We start from the raw sequence: 13684 nt of genomic DNA on the forward strand, positions 1-13684 counted from the left end.
GCCTCTACAGATTCTGATTAACATAAGACAGCATCTGATCGACAGCCGAAATAACTTTCGAGTTCATCTCATAGATACGTTGGCTTTCGATAAGATTAACCAGCTCTTCCGTCACGTTAACGTTCGACGTTTCCAGTGCACCTTGTCGAATAGCCCCCATTCCATCGAGTGAAGCCGTCCCCTGAATGGGTGTGCCACTGGCACCGGTCTCCAGGTATAAATTCTGTCCCATGGGGTCTAACCCGCTCGGATTGATAAAATCAGACATGCTCAGTTGGCCCACCACTTGGTTTTCTATCGTTCCAGGCGTTTTAACTGATACTTCGCCTTCGGCAGACACGGTTATACTTGTCGCATTATCCGGGATAGTTATTGCTGGCTGAACTACATAACCCGAACCAGGAGTGACAATTTGCCCGGTATCATCTAGCGTAAATTGGCCATTGCGGGTATAAGCCGCGGTGCCATCGGGAAGTTGTATCTCGAAAAATCCTGGGCCTTCAACCATCAAATCCAGGGAGTTATCAGTTGTCAGCATGTTGCCTTGGGTGAATACCTTTTGAGTCGCGACAACCTTAGTACCAGCACCGATATTTAAACCGTTGGGTAACTTGGTATTTGACGCGCTGATGCCGCCAGCTTGGTTAACGGTTTGATAAAGGAGATCTTCAAACACCGCACGACTCTTCTTATAGCCAATCGTACTCGCGTTGGCCACGTTGTTAGAGATCACTGCAATATCGGTTTGCTGAGCATCTAAGCCTGTCTTACTAATCCATAACGCGGGATGCATAATATTACTCCTAGCTAATACGCATTAATGAAGAGGAGGCTTGGTCCATCTCTTCTGCTGTTTTCATCATCTTGACCTGCATCTCAAATTGACGTTGTATATCAATCAGAGCCACCATCTCAGAGACGGCGTTAACATTACTGCCTTCCACTGCCCCACTCTCTAATGTAATAAAAGGATCCGCAGGGGCATTGTCGCCAGATATCAATCTGAACAGACCGTCTTCCCCGCGCATCAAATTCTGATTACCAGGATTAACTAACTTGATGCGACCGACTTCTTCGATGACTTCCGCCGTAGAACCTAAGGGTCTGACTGAGATAATGCCATCTTGAGCAATTTCTATCTTCTCGATAGGCAGAGGTAACACGATAGGACCAGCATCACCCATGATGGGATTTCCGCGGTCGTTACGCAGTAGACCGGTAGTGTCAAAACTTAAACTGCCGGAGCGAGTGTATGCCTCTCCGCCATCGGCGCTCTGCACCGCAATCCAACCATCACCTTTGACGGCAATATCGAGATCTCTTCCAGTAGTCTTGATAGGACCCGCAGTAAAATCAGCCGATGGGCTCTCTGTCATGGCAAATACGCGTGTCGGCAACCCTTCACCGAATGCTTGCATCGAACGAGCTTGCTCCATATCCGCTTTGAAACCATCGGTATTGGCATTGGCTAAGTTATTTGCGCGTACAGCCAGCGAATTCATATTCTGTTTTGCGCCACTCATGGCGACATAGAGTAATTTATCCACTGGGTTCCTCCGTCAATCATTTGTTTAATACTTCTGAGTAAGAAAACAGAAGCAAACATCATGCCAGAATAAACACAAATAATTGGCGCTGGAGTAAAGAGGCGTCAAAAAGATAGGCTATAAGGCGGAAAGGCATTGCCGGGCGGCAATGCCTTTTTGTATCAATGACACAATACCGAGCACATTATCGGATCTGTAATATGGTCTGTTGCAGAGTATTATTGACTTCCAGTGTTCTCGAGTTCGCCTGGAAGTTACGTTGAGCAGAGATGAGATCCACCAGCTCTGTGGTCAAATCTACATTCGACTGCTCTAACGCAGATGAACGAATGCTGCCGAAGGTACCACTATTGGCTTCACCTGCGAGTGCCTGGCCCGAATTTTGGCTAGCCTTCCAGGAAGTGTTCCCCACTTGAGTCAAGCCTTGCTCATTGGCAAAACGCGCCAATGCCACCCGAGCCAAAGCGACTGTTGTGCCATTACTGTAACTGGCGTTGATCAAACCATCGGCGCCGACTTCAACATTGGTTAGACGACCCACGGTAGTGCCATCCTGATTTAATTCGGTCACCTCGAATGTCGAGGCATATTGAGTCGGATTATTGAAATCTATCGTCAGAGTTTGCGTGCCATCGGTACCAGGACCCAGCACACCAGCACCACCGACTCCTAACTGCACAGTGGTAATAGTGGCTGGGTCGGTAGTCGTATGAGCCCCTATATCATTAAACTTGATCACCGCACCTTTCCAGCCGCCGGCAGTCACAGCGGTACCGGTTCCATTTGGGGCACCATCTCCATTGGTATCCGTTTGATAGGTGCCAGCTGCGCCTGCCAGATCAACTTGTTTACCATCCACCGCATAGAAAGCGACCCAGTTACTCTCACCGGTATAAGCCGCATTCGGTGGACGCACGAAATAGGTCGTCATGATATGCGGCTCACCCAAGGAGTCATACATGGTCACAGCAGTCGAATTATTATAGGTATCTCGATCGTTGGGATCGAACGAGGCGGGATCTAATGTAGAGTCAGCGGCATTTAAGTTCATCTGTATGCCAATGTTCTCTGTCTTCTGCGGGCTGCCTGCGGTATCAGGAATCGTTACTGGCTTAGTCGTAGTAAGGCTGACAGATGTCGAGTTGCCATCCTTATCCACAGGAAAAGTTTGCAAATAGTTTCCTTGTGAATCAACTAAATAGTTACTCGAATCCACTTTAAACGCACCTGCACGAGTAAAGGATTGCTCCTTGCCATTAAGATCCGAAGAAGTGACAAAGAAACCACCGCCATTAATGGCCATATCCAAAGCATTATTAGTAAACTGCATGCTCCCTTGGTGAAATTGCTGAGCAACTTGGCTGGTTGTAACTCCTCCTCCAACGGCAGTCTTACTATTAGAGAAAATGGAATTTGCGTACACATCGGCAAACTCAGCACGAGACTCTTTAAAGCCTATACTGTTAACGTTAGCTATGTTGTTCGCAGTGGTGTTTAGATCTTTTTGAGCAGCAGCAATTCCACTCAACGCGATATTAAATGACATGATTTACCTATATTCAATCGATTACAGCAGGTGGAATGTTAAATACCACCAAAATTCAATTCATAACAACAGGCAATGAGAGTATCTCCCATCGGTATTCAAATTTTTACGTTAATGTCTTTCCTGATTTAACCAGATTACTGGTAGCCACATTGCACAAAGGTATTGCCGAGCGGCAATACCTTTGTGCATATAGGAAAATAAGAAGCTGATTATCGGATCTGCAATATGGTCTGTTGCAGAGTATTATTGACTTCCAGTGTTCTCGAGTTCGCCTGGAAATTTCGTTGAGCAGAAATTAGATCCACCAGCTCTGTGGTTAAATCTACATTCGACTGTTCTAACGCAGACGAACGAATGCTGCCAAAAGTACCGCTATTTGCCTCACCAGCCAGTGCCAGGCCCGAACTTTGGCTAGCCTTCCAGGAAGTGTTCCCCACTTGAGTCAGGCCTTGCTCATTGGCAAAACGCGCCAATGCCACCCGAGCCAGAGCGACTGTTGTGCCATTACTGTAACTGGCATTAATCAAACCATCGGCGCCGACTTCAACATTGGTTAGACGACCCACAGTGGTGCCATCCTGGTTTAATTCTGTCACCTCGAACGTCGAGGCATATTGAGTCGGATTATTAAAATCTATCGTCAGAGTTTGCGTGCCATCGGTACCAGGGCCCAGCACACCGGCACCACCGACTCCTAATTGCACAGTGGTAATAGGATCTGGACTGGTAGTGGTATGAGCACCGGTATCGTTGAACTTGATCACCGCACCTTTCCAGCCGCCAGCTGTAACAGCAGCTGTACCTATAACATTTGCCACACCATCGCCTGTGGTATCTTGATTATATGTTCCTGCTGCGCCTGCCAGGTCAACTTGTTGGCCATCCACGGCATAGAAGGCAACCCAGTTGCTCTCACCGGTATAAGCCGCATTCGGTGGACGCACGAAATAGGTCGTCAAGATATGTGGCTCGCCCAAGGAGTCATACATGGTCACAGCGGTGGAGTTGTTATAGGTATCACGATCGTTAGGATCAAACGAGGCGGGATCTAACGTAGAATCAGCGGCATTTAAGTTCATCTGAATACCGATATTTTCCGTCTTCTTGGGACTACCCGCCGTATCAGGGATCCTAACGGGCTTAGTCGTGGTTAAACTAACTGATGTCGAGTTTCCATCCTTATCGACAGGAAATGTCTGCAGAAAATTGCCTTGTGAGTCAACCAGGTAGTCTGCGGAATTGACTTTAAATGCGCCCGCTCGGGTGAAAGAGTGATCTTGAGCTTCGAGCTCTGACGAAGTCACAAAGAATCCGCCACCATTGATCGCCAAATCCAGGGCATTATTAGTAAACTGTAAGCTACCTTGATGAAACTGCTGAGCGACCTGACTAGTGGTTACCCCCCCACCGACCGCCGTTTTACCGTTAGCAAAGATGGAATTTGCGTACACATCGGCGAACTCAGCACGGGATTCTTTAAAACCTATGCTATTAACGTTGGCAATATTATTTGCCGTGGTATTTAGATCTTTCTGCGCAGCTGCGATGCCACTCAATGCAATGTTAAACGACATAATTCACCTCGATTCAATTCATTATTTCAGCCAATAGCACCAACCACTGACATTCAATTCATAACTGCAGGCAAGAACATATTCACCCAGTTAAAATCCATTTTTTCAGCTGATGGAATTAACCATCGACATTCAATTCAAATTCTTTATTTCAGCCAATAGCACCAACCACTGACATTCAATTCATTACTGCACGCCAAGAAAGCAATATCACACCTCAGAAACCGCCAAGACGTCACCGAGTTTAATGCCACCGATACCACGTAAGTTCAAGATTGACCCCGTAGACGCTGTACCTAGTGAGACACTAGTAACATGAGCATAGGTAGAGACTGCAAGTTCTTCACTCTGACCATCGACTCTACCGCTGGCTTTAATCGAATAAGTGCCGCTTGGCATCGCCTCGCCATTCTTATCCAATCCATCCCAGGACACATCAACATTACCGCCTTGACTACCATCAATTTCAAAAGTAGTGACCAGTTGCCCTTTCTCATCTTCGATACGGACTACTATGGTATCGATAGCCTCTGGCGTACTCACGACCCCCTTCAGCACTGGGTCTTCCTCCGAGAGATGACCGGTATCCGATGGGATCAGTACTTTCTGTCCCACCAGTCCTGAAGCTTGCAGTGCCTGACTAGAGGTCATTACGGCATTAAGATTGACAATCTCATCATTGAGATTACTAATGCCATCTACGGTAGAAAATGCCGCCATTTGCGCAATCATCTGGTCGTTATCGACAGGTTTAAATGGATCTTGCATCGACAACTGTTGACTCAAGAGAGAGAAAAAATCCTCTTGGGTCAGCTCTTGATTATTTGCCTCTGGTATTGATTTCTCATCAGGTAGACGAATTGCATCAAGAAACGGATTTCCCGTTGATGTCTGATCAGTAGACTGAGTTGCGGCCGACTGCACAGTACCGGATGTAGCTTGTTTCGACGGCGCAACTGACTGAGTCGACGTTTGTGACTGTCCACCGAGGGGTTGAGCATTATTAAGTGGGTTAATGAGGCTCACTTTTTACCTCCTATTATTTGCCAATTCTTAGGGTTTGCTGAAGCATAGACTTTGCCGCTTCTGCCACCTGAACATTCATTTGGTATGATCTGGATGCCGAAATCATGTTAGCCATCTCCTCCATCACATTGACGTTAGGTTTGTAGATGAAACCATCCCCATCAGCCATTGGATGATTTGGGGAATACTCTTTTAACAAGGGCGCATCACTTTCTACGATGCCCTTCACTACTACTGAAGGTGATGATTGCTGTTGATGGCTGGCTTTGGCCATTTCGGCTTCAAAAATGGGGTGACGAGCACGGTAGGTCTTATCGACACTACTTGAAACAGAATCAGCATTAGCAATATTACTGGCTGTAGTATTCAATCTTATTGATTGAGCCGACATCCCAGAGCCTGCAACATTAAAGATATTAAATAGACTCATGATTAATCTCCTCTTAATGCTTTCTTCAGACCAGAAAACTTACCATCGAGAAAGCCGAGTGACATCTGATATTCGAGTGCATTCTGCATAAATTCTGACTGCTCTTTTTGCATATCAACCGTATTGCCATCACCGGTATCAGGCTGATTTGGCACTCTATATCCATAATTTTGTTGTGATAACGCTGCGAGATCAAAGTGTCGACTATCGCTACGGCTCATAGCCAAGCCACCTTGCCTACTCGTTGCGGCTTGTAATGCCTTATCAAAATTGACATCACGAGCTTTATAATGGGGAGTATCGGCATTGGCAATATTAGACGCGATAACTTCAGCACGCTGGGCTCTGATCCCTAGTGTGTATTGATGCACACCCAATGCATTATCAAAATTAATCGCCATAAAATTGCCTCCTGAACTCGATGTCATAGATAAAGCAATAGTTGTGCCATAAAAAAGGAGGAGTACCCAGCATGGGTACTTGGCAGCTTGACGCTCACAAACTAGCGACAAGGACGCCCGAAAACTGACAAGTTAAAACTTAGCTGGCCATTTGAAGTTGGATAGCTCGAATTTGATATGAATATTGCTCGAAATGAGCCTGTGAACGCCCTGCGAGCCAGATAGATGGCGTCTTCGTAGAGCTGCCGCAAACTAATGAGAGAGGAATGGATGACGAACAGAACTGGTCAGCCCATCTAGCGGCACTGAGTCCAGTCCGCTATTAAGTTTTCTTCTGATAATAGATGCCAGGGTTACATCTGACCATATCAAATTCTTCGGTTAAGCCGGCGATGGACTCGGAAGCGCCAAGAAAAAGTATCCCTTTGGGGTTCAAAGCGGCAGCAAATTGCCGCAATATTTTTGCCTTTGCCTCCGGCGCGAAGTAAATCAGCACGTTACGGCAGAAGATAATGTCAAATTTACCAAGTAAGGTATAACTTTCAAGCAAATTATGAGCTCTGAAGTTAATGAATCTCTTCACGTTATCTTTAATAACCATAGTCCCGGAACTCGTAGAATCAAAAAACTGACGCTTTCTCTGATCTGACAAGCCACGGCCTAAGGCTAAATTATCGTATTCGCCATTTTTACACTTCTCTAGCATAGAGGGGGACAAGTCTGAGGCTAGGATTGATGCACTGCCAGGTAAAGTACCAGGCCTCTTCTGTTGATACTCTAAGATAGTCATAGCTAATGAGTAAGGTTCTTGCCCCGACGAACAAGCAGCCGACCAAATTTTAAGAGGCCGACCCAGTTTGGCGTATTCAGGTAAGAGTACACTCGATAGTAGCTCGAAAGGATAACGGTCTCTGAACCACAAGGTTTCGTTGGTCGTCATGGCATCGATCACAGCAGCCCTGAGTTGACGCTCAGTGGGTTTCATCGAGTGCCTAACAACTTCAGAAAGCGACGGCAGATTATACTTGCCCATCAAAGGCGCCAACCTACTACGCACAAGATACTGCTTATTATCGCCCAGCACTATACCGCTGTGTTGCTCCAGAAAAAGTCTAAATTGTGTATATTCGGTTTCAGCGAGTGATTTATTCGGCACCTTGATATCCTAGTATCAAAAAAACAGCTATAACGACTTAACTAAACTCAGCATAACGAGATCAATTCGAGCGCAGTTTTATACACGAGAGAGCCACAAGAAACAAGCTTAATGTAACTTACTGCGCTCTACTAATAATCATTATAGACTCAAATGCTTATTTACTGCTGCTGCAAGTTCATCTGGATTAAATTTAGCAATAAAATCATTTGCTCCTACTTTCTCAACCATAGCTTGGTTAAATACCCCACTTAAAGATGTATGCAGCACTACTTTAATATTTTTCAACTTAGGGTTGTCTCTAATCTCTGCAGTTAAGGTATAGCCATCCATCTCAGGCATTTCAATGTCTGAGATAATAAGCGGGATCTCGGTCGATACATCGTCCATTTCAGCGCCAATAGCTTTCAACTTCTCCAGCGCTTCTCTGCCATCTTTGGCAGTATCTATCTGCAAACCTAATGATACTAATGCCCTAATGATCTGTTTACGGGCTACAGCCGAATCATCTATGACCATAATATGGAAATGTTTTTCCCTATCTAAGGTCAACTGCTCATCGACTTCTTGACTTATCTCAGTTTTAACCGGCGAGATCTCATCAAGAATCTTCTCCACATCGAGTATTTCTACAAGCTCGCCTTCAATCTCAGTCACAGCCGTGAGATATGAGAACTTACCAGCTCCCTTTGGCGGGGGTAAGATGGCTTCCCAGTTCATATTGATAATCCGCTCAACCGAGCATACCAAGAAACCTTGAACACTCCTGTTGTACTCAGAGATGATGATAAAACAGTTATCGATACTATCGACTGGACGCCCCCCTGTAGCAGCACTCAAATCGATTACCGAAATCGTTTGACCACGAATATGGGCGACCCCTTTCACATAAGGGTTTAACTTAGGAAGGCTGGTAAGAGGAGGACATTGCAGTACCTCTTTGACTTTAAAAACATTAATACCGTACCTTTGACGACCATTGAGTTTAAATAACAATAACTCTAAACGGTTCTGACCGACTAACTGTGTTCGTTTGTTCACTGACTCAAGAATACTTGACATAATGCGCTTGCCTTGTCGTCTTTTAAATGTCACCTAATACTCATGGTTTTACGAATACTAGGCATACTAATTGCTTATTTACTTTTAAGTGTTAAATATCTCACAACTTGACCCTTTATAGTCAAGTTTATGGCGCCTTAAGTTTATTACAGAGAAAGGCGAAATTTTCGGTCACTAAGAAAGTATAGGTGTAATCTAGCCCATCAAGCTAGTCTATTCATTATGAAAGTAAAATATGTCCTCGTTTCTTTGATATTCTTGTCAAATCACGCGCTAAGCACACAAGCTGCGAGTGTGCCTACTCTATCGGCCATATCCCAATTAGCTATAGGGGCTGTAGAAGAAAAAATAGATGTCGCAGAGCATGCAAGAGTAAATATTACCCCGCAAAGTTTAGACACTCGACTTAAGCCACCATTATGTTTTCCACCAATAACAGCGGAATTGGCCAGTAACAGAGCCATTAAACGCAACAATACAGTAAAAATAACCTGTAAAAGTCCACAACTTCAATACCCATGGCAAATATTTATCTCCGTAAGAGTCGACATTCTTTACCCGGTTGTCGTCGCCAGAGCAACATTGGGCCCAGGGGATTTAATCGCTAAAAGCGACATTGTCATCAAGTATGTAGAGCAAACACTTCTACGAGGTCAGCAATTCAACAATCTGGACGAGGTCGTTGGTACCCGAGTAAAAAGAAGAATGGCTCCCGATCAACCAATATTCAGTAATAATCTCTGCTTCGTCTGCAAAGGAGATTCAGTCTCAATTTTTGCACGTACTGATAACTTTGAAATAAAAACCGTCGGAGAAGCACTGCAAGATGGTAATTTAGGTGATAGAATTCGTATAAAGAACACCTATTCGAATAAAGCTGTCAACGCAAGGGTCATTGATGTTGGCAAGGTCGAAGTTAGAATGTAATTTTGCTTAATTTTTATTAAAGCTCAGGGTATCACTGCCGATATACCATTATGTTCTTTTATTTTTTAATTGTTGGAGCCGAATATGGCTATTGATATTAAGCAAGTAAACACTGCAGTAAACACTCACATTGGAAAGTCTCCTGCCAATAAAAGCAGTGAAAAATCCAATGATGACTCGGTCAACTCTCTGAGTACACCACCTAAGAGTGACTCAGTCTCTTTGACTTCTCAGGCACAGCAACTGCAGAGCACTCAAGCAAAAATGACTGATTTCCCAGAAATTAATGAACAAAAAGTTCAAGAAATAAAACTGGCAATCGCAGAAGGTCGCTATAAAATTGATCCAGAAAAGCTGGCTATCAACATAGCTCAGTTTGAAAATGACCTAAAGGGAATGAACGAGTAATTTTATGAGCAAGATAAACGACATCGTCGAACTTCAGTTCGAGTTGCTTAATAAGCTTAAAGTAATCATTACAGATGAGAAAGCTGCACTGACCAATCAAGATGCAGACTTTCTACTTTCGTTGGCGAGCGCCAAGGCAGGATTACTCGATGAGTTGAAAAGTAAAGATGAAGCTTTATCCCTCCATGTTGATAAGGCTTTACTCATTAATGATGTACACTTATCAGCTCGAGTGGCATCGGCCAAAATGCTGCTGGATGAATGTAAACAATTGAATAGTGAAAACTCCAGCCTGATAGAACTGAATATCGCAAGCATGAATCGTTTTTCCCAGGCTCTGCAAGTTAGCCGCAATGCATCTAGCTTGACCTATAATGACAAGGGAAAGACCTCGACAATATCTACCTTGGGCAATGATATACAAGCCTAACAGCCCATCTGATGCTCCCCAGCCATAACACTCTGCTCTGCTATAAACGCCCCAACTTAAGCATCACGGTGACTAAGCCTCAAGATAGCGATTAAGAGCCTTATCAGCCAGATAAATATACCCTATCCCATAATGGCCAAGAGATACCTAGACCACTCCCACATCACTCTGACCCCAAACACAGCTAGACCTTCACCTTATGAAGAGAAATACGGCTCGGCAGAACAGGAACTTTCTAAGCTAGACAGTCATGAGCCATGTGCCAGAAAATGGCAGGAAGCCATGAAGGGAACGAGTAATGGTAAGAAAGTCATGTGAAATCGAAAAGGAAATTAAAGACAGCAAGCCTACTGCTTTCCTGCCTCCAATAGTTAACGCTTAAAAGTAAGTGATCTCTTTTATCTTTTGTGGTCTATTTTGCTGTTCATACAAGGCCCACACTAGAGAGAAGTCTAACTCGAGTTCGGTCACATAATGATCCCCGGCAGGATAACTCTTCACCACTTTAGCGCCGCGTATCACACCAGATACAGATGCTTGAATGCTATCGTTTGATAACATCCAATCATTGACACTGCTGCTTGCTGACAACTGTTGGCCAAAAACCTGTTCGGCTAACTCTCTGTATGCGGCAATCTTCGAGGCTTGCATCGCCATCACCACTTTTTGCGCCTGAGACTGGGCTGGCTGAGTGTCTAATGGCGCATAGCCTATCGCCGTTAATTTAGGAAAACTTTCGGGAGCCTGAGTTTCCCACTCTATGTACCTGTCCTGTGACGCACAGCCTGAGATAAACAGTAAAGATAAGATTATCCATGTTTTCATTGTGCACCACCTATAACTTGAACTTGCTGCAATCCGCCGACGGGATCTCTATATAACAGACCATCTCTTGAGGTGATCTTCTCAGATTTTTTCAGGTACCCAGGTAATTCGTTGATATTAAATGCTCCCTGTGACGCCGAAACCACTCGATTATTGGTTATGTTCACTATCCTGGAATTAACCACGAGTCCTCTGGTATTGATACTCATCGTCGACACAAGAACATGCTCAACGGCGATCCCAGAAGGGAGTTGCTTCCAATCACGAGTCAATAGGAAGTCCCCATTGGGGGTAACCCTGATGTTATCGCCGACATTGATATCTACCAGATTAAACTTACGCCCATGTAAGGCGGCAATTAAACCTTGCTGCAACTGTAATCCAACTGCATTTGTCTCATTAAAAGACTCCAGTAACACAGGCGTTGCTACCAGCAGAGGCTGATCACTCCCGAGCTCATCATTCTGCTCAACCAACTCACTGACAATTTGCTCAGACAAGTGGTTGATGGCCGATGTCGACGGCAATTGATTGCCTTGACTAAGGTTATCTTTTGACAGGCCTTCACCGCTATTCGCACACGCACTCAAGAGTAACGCTGCTGTAAACACTAGTGCTTTACGCATACTTAATTCCTGGATAAACACTCAATATCAATTATCTAACTCAAGTCTCTGACTATTTCAAAGCTGTAATATCACCCAAGTCTGCCGACACTGAATTTACCTATGTGCCATGAGACTGTTCGGGTTAATCGATGACGCTTCATAAGATTTAAAGCAAATATTAAGCCACCTTGGTCAAAATATAGAATATAAGTAGAGATTTGTTTTGCCTATTAGGTGTTTATCGGCTCAATAATACAAAGCTTAAGCTAAGTTATTACTCACAAAGCAAGAGATGAGCGACACCAGCTCTTGAACATGTTCTTGACATAAACTCTAGACAGGATAATGGCATATTAATTGCTTGGTTTATCAATAGTGTCTTAATCCTTGCTACAAGCATGATAATAGACAGTTTGAGCTAACCAAGTGTCAGAAATGCGACGCTAATAGTGTCAGGCCTCAATATTAAAGCCCATTATTGACGCCCATTGTGTGCTTGAAAATGCCATCATAGATTTAGACGTGGACATCTTACATGAAAATTATCGCTGTAATAATTTGGCTCTTTTTAATCGCTTTTTCCTCAACCGCCGATGCCGCATGGGTTGTGGTCAAAGGCCAGGCAAATATTATCAACGGTAACATAAGCAAAGCCAGGGAAGATGCAATAGAACAGGCACTGACCTATGCCACACTCAAAAATGGTGCCAATTTCACCAGCACCCAAAGAGTCCGTAACGGACAACTCGTTCAAGACAGTTTTTCGCTAACAAACCAAGCCCAAGCCAGCAGAGTCGAATTAGTCAACGAGCTCATTGACGGCGAAAAACTAACTGTCATGCTCCGAGTCGATGTTATGCAATCACAAGGCTCACAATGTGATAGCCAACAGCTAAAAGCCGCAATACTGGTTCCTCAGTTTTTAATTCAGGACAGGGCTCAATTACGCTACGGCAATATCGGATTGTTTGAGAAAGACCTATCCCAGCGACTCGGTGATGCACTAGAAGCTCAGTCACTGACCAGCTTTGTTCATATCCATGCCAACGAGCGCTTAGATGTTGAACAAGAACTCGTCGATATCCGTGGCTATCGTCTACCCAGTTGGCTCAGCGAAATCACCGATAGCCAATACGTACTCCTGCCTGAGATTCTCGATATATCGACCGATCCCGCCGAAAGCCAAATGCTGGGGCTATGGCATAGTGATCCCATTCGCCAATTCCGCATCAGGCTTTCCTTATACCATGGCATCAGTGGAGAACAGATTTGGAGCGATTCTTACACCACCTCCTCTCCCTGGGAGTTTGAACGCCAAGAAACCGTCCCCTCGAATCACCAAAGATTCTGGGCTTCAGCCTACGGCAAGAGTATCGATAAGGTATTAGCCAATGTAGTTGAAGACATAGATAGCACATTGAGTTGCCGACCGGTATTAGGACAAGTCGTCGCCAGACAGCATGACAGAGTCATTTTAAACCTAGGTCGACGCCACGGCATCCGAGTCGGCGATAAGTTTCAGTTAATACTGCAACAAAACATCAACGACCGTTTCGATAAAATGCGCGCCATTGCAGGGAAAAGCCGTGCGGAAATAAAAATCGATCAAGTCACTGAAAAAACAGCGACGGCGATTTTAATCGATAAGAATGCCTCTTATAACGTCCAAATTAATGACCTTGCGATCAAAATGTAGCTAAAACCTGAGTTATTGACTTAAATCGCATGATAAACAAGCAAC

15 protein-coding genes are annotated in these 13684 nt (G+C 44.6%); 4 read left to right on the top strand and 11 right to left on the bottom strand.

Going from position 1 to position 13684, the window contains the following annotated elements:
- Positions 1-4: 4 nt before the first annotated feature.
- The 9 genes from flgG to FS373_RS20765 all read right to left on the bottom strand — a co-directional run bounded on the left by flgG (position 5) and on the right by FS373_RS20765 (position 8745).
- Entirely contained in the window at positions 5-793 is a 789-nt protein-coding gene (gene flgG, locus FS373_RS20725; RefSeq protein WP_144045825.1) for a flagellar basal-body rod protein FlgG, read from the bottom strand.
- Positions 794-803: 10 nt separating this feature from the next.
- The gene (flgF, locus tag FS373_RS20730) at positions 804-1547 is read right to left on the bottom strand and encodes a flagellar basal-body rod protein FlgF (RefSeq protein WP_144045824.1); all 744 of its coding nucleotides are present in this window, start codon (positions 1545-1547) and stop codon (positions 804-806) included.
- Positions 1548-1731: 184 nt separating this feature from the next.
- Complete coding sequence (gene flgE, locus FS373_RS20735; RefSeq protein ID WP_144045823.1) at positions 1732-3093, bottom strand: flagellar hook protein FlgE; 1362 nt, start codon at positions 3091-3093, stop codon at positions 1732-1734.
- A gap of 212 nt (positions 3094-3305) precedes the next feature.
- Positions 3306-4670 carry a flagellar hook protein FlgE gene (gene flgE / locus FS373_RS20740; protein WP_152830502.1) on the bottom strand — a complete coding sequence of 455 codons (1365 nt, stop codon included), beginning with the start codon at positions 4668-4670 and terminating at the stop codon, positions 3306-3308.
- Positions 4671-4880: 210 nt separating this feature from the next.
- On the bottom strand, positions 4881-5696 hold the full coding sequence (flgD, locus tag FS373_RS20745; RefSeq protein ID WP_144045822.1) for a flagellar hook assembly protein FlgD: 816 nt from the start codon (positions 5694-5696) through the stop codon (positions 4881-4883).
- 13 nt (positions 5697-5709) lie between these two features.
- Complete coding sequence (flgC, locus tag FS373_RS20750) at positions 5710-6126, bottom strand: flagellar basal body rod protein FlgC (RefSeq protein ID WP_144045821.1); 417 nt, start codon at positions 6124-6126, stop codon at positions 5710-5712.
- A 2-nt stretch (positions 6127-6128) separates the two neighbouring features.
- The gene (flgB, locus tag FS373_RS20755; protein ID WP_144045820.1) at positions 6129-6527 is read right to left on the bottom strand and encodes a flagellar basal body rod protein FlgB; all 399 of its coding nucleotides are present in this window, start codon (positions 6525-6527) and stop codon (positions 6129-6131) included.
- A 322-nt stretch (positions 6528-6849) separates the two neighbouring features.
- Complete coding sequence (locus FS373_RS20760; RefSeq protein ID WP_185977068.1) at positions 6850-7689, bottom strand: CheR family methyltransferase; 840 nt, start codon at positions 7687-7689, stop codon at positions 6850-6852.
- Between the two features lie 135 nt (positions 7690-7824).
- The gene (locus FS373_RS20765; RefSeq protein ID WP_144045818.1) at positions 7825-8745 is read right to left on the bottom strand and encodes a chemotaxis protein CheV; all 921 of its coding nucleotides are present in this window, start codon (positions 8743-8745) and stop codon (positions 7825-7827) included.
- A 222-nt stretch (positions 8746-8967) separates the two neighbouring features.
- On the opposite strand from FS373_RS20765, the gene flgA reads away from it, so the two are divergent.
- From flgA to FS373_RS20780, 3 genes are all read left to right on the top strand, one after another.
- Positions 8968-9672 carry a flagellar basal body P-ring formation chaperone FlgA gene (flgA, locus tag FS373_RS20770; RefSeq protein ID WP_144045817.1) on the top strand — a complete coding sequence of 235 codons (705 nt, stop codon included), beginning with the start codon at positions 8968-8970 and terminating at the stop codon, positions 9670-9672.
- Between the two features lie 84 nt (positions 9673-9756).
- Positions 9757-10080, top strand: a complete 324-nt coding sequence (gene flgM, locus FS373_RS20775) for a flagellar biosynthesis anti-sigma factor FlgM (RefSeq protein WP_144045816.1) — start codon at positions 9757-9759, stop codon at positions 10078-10080.
- A gap of 4 nt (positions 10081-10084) precedes the next feature.
- Positions 10085-10510, top strand: coding sequence for a flagella synthesis protein FlgN (locus FS373_RS20780; RefSeq protein ID WP_144045815.1), 426 nt, complete (start codon positions 10085-10087; stop codon positions 10508-10510).
- 378 nt (positions 10511-10888) lie between these two features.
- On the opposite strand, the gene FS373_RS20785 is transcribed toward FS373_RS20780, so the two are convergent.
- Entirely contained in the window at positions 10889-11335 is a 447-nt protein-coding gene (locus FS373_RS20785) for an LPP20 family lipoprotein (RefSeq protein ID WP_144045813.1), read from the bottom strand.
- Entirely contained in the window at positions 11332-11961 is a 630-nt protein-coding gene (locus tag FS373_RS20790) for a FlgO family outer membrane protein (protein ID WP_144045812.1), read from the bottom strand. Before FS373_RS20790 ends, FS373_RS20785 begins: the two co-directional genes overlap by 4 nt.
- Positions 11962-12478: 517 nt before the next feature.
- Between FS373_RS20790 and FS373_RS20795 the strand changes: the two genes are divergently transcribed.
- Complete coding sequence (locus FS373_RS20795) at positions 12479-13639, top strand: flagellar assembly protein T N-terminal domain-containing protein (RefSeq protein ID WP_144045811.1); 1161 nt, start codon at positions 12479-12481, stop codon at positions 13637-13639.
- Positions 13640-13684 lie beyond the last annotated feature (45 nt).

It is taken from the genome of Shewanella sp. YLB-07, from assembly GCF_009377275.1.

What these genes read in the sequence shown, in the direction of transcription:
- FS373_RS20790 (WP_144045812.1), bottom strand. Translation starts at nt 11,961, where the DNA reads ATGCGTAAAGCACTAGTGTTTACAGCAGCGTTACTCTTGAGTGCGTGT.
- flgE (WP_152830502.1), bottom strand. Translation starts at nt 4,670, where the DNA reads ATGTCGTTTAACATTGCATTGAGTGGCATCGCAGCTGCGCAGAAAGAT.
- FS373_RS20785 (WP_144045813.1), bottom strand. Translation starts at nt 11,335, where the DNA reads ATGAAAACATGGATAATCTTATCTTTACTGTTTATCTCAGGCTGTGCG.
- flgM (WP_144045816.1), top strand. Translation starts at nt 9,757, where the DNA reads ATGGCTATTGATATTAAGCAAGTAAACACTGCAGTAAACACTCACATT.
- FS373_RS20765 (WP_144045818.1), bottom strand. Translation starts at nt 8,745, where the DNA reads ATGTCAAGTATTCTTGAGTCAGTGAACAAACGAACACAGTTAGTCGGT.
- flgB (WP_144045820.1), bottom strand. Translation starts at nt 6,527, where the DNA reads ATGGCGATTAATTTTGATAATGCATTGGGTGTGCATCAATACACACTA.
- flgE (WP_144045823.1), bottom strand. Translation starts at nt 3,093, where the DNA reads ATGTCATTTAATATCGCGTTGAGTGGAATTGCTGCTGCTCAAAAAGAT.
- FS373_RS20780 (WP_144045815.1), top strand. Translation starts at nt 10,085, where the DNA reads ATGAGCAAGATAAACGACATCGTCGAACTTCAGTTCGAGTTGCTTAAT.
- FS373_RS20795 (WP_144045811.1), top strand. Translation starts at nt 12,479, where the DNA reads ATGAAAATTATCGCTGTAATAATTTGGCTCTTTTTAATCGCTTTTTCC.
- flgG (WP_144045825.1), bottom strand. Translation starts at nt 793, where the DNA reads ATGCATCCCGCGTTATGGATTAGTAAGACAGGCTTAGATGCTCAGCAA.
- flgA (WP_144045817.1), top strand. Translation starts at nt 8,968, where the DNA reads ATGAAAGTAAAATATGTCCTCGTTTCTTTGATATTCTTGTCAAATCAC.
- flgC (WP_144045821.1), bottom strand. Translation starts at nt 6,126, where the DNA reads ATGAGTCTATTTAATATCTTTAATGTTGCAGGCTCTGGGATGTCGGCT.